This is a genomic window from Bacillus sp. LR--39 (genome assembly GCF_053613335.1).
On record NZ_JBSIOT010001256.1, the window covers coordinates 1 to 588 of the forward strand.

Sequence of the window (588 nt, forward strand, 5' to 3'; positions counted from 1 at the left end):
ATCATGAAGATTTCTATCGTAATTGTGACCTATAATCGGATTCCAGCTTAGTGTGAGCTTCTGGAGTCGATTTCCCGCCAGACCTTGAAGCCGTATGAAATTATTATTGTGAATGATGCCGGGGAATCGGTCGTGCCGGTCAAAGCACTGTATCCGGAGCTGCCGATTGCTGTCATCAATTTAGAAAAGAACTCGGGGCATGTGGCTGCGAGAAATGCCGGTGTAAAAGAGGCGTCTGGCGATTGCATTATGCTGTGTGATGACGATGATTTCTTTACGCCAGGGCATGTCGAGAAAATGGCAAAGGAAATAGAAACGGCAGACTTCGTTCATTCTGATGCGGAAATAGTTTCGTTTGAAGAGAAGAACGGAACAAGATATCCAGTGTCACGGAAATTGTTTGCTTATACCGCTGACTATGAGGATATGAGAGTGTTTTCTACATACGTGCCGTCGGGCAGCATGTACAGACGTTTTCTGCATGATGAAATCGGGTATTTCGATGCTGATGTGCACAATTACTGGGATTGGGATTTTTATCTGCGCGCAGCCAAGGATTACCGGGTGAAGCGTGTCCCTTGCGCCAGT

The 588-nt window shown here is 46.4% G+C and carries 1 protein-coding gene; it reads left to right on the forward strand.

The window, feature by feature from the left end:
* Positions 1–60: 60 nt before the first annotated feature.
* Positions 61–588 (forward strand): glycosyltransferase family 2 protein (locus tag ACWHAR_RS29795; protein WP_452088779.1); only part of this gene is annotated, 528 nt, incomplete at its 3' end.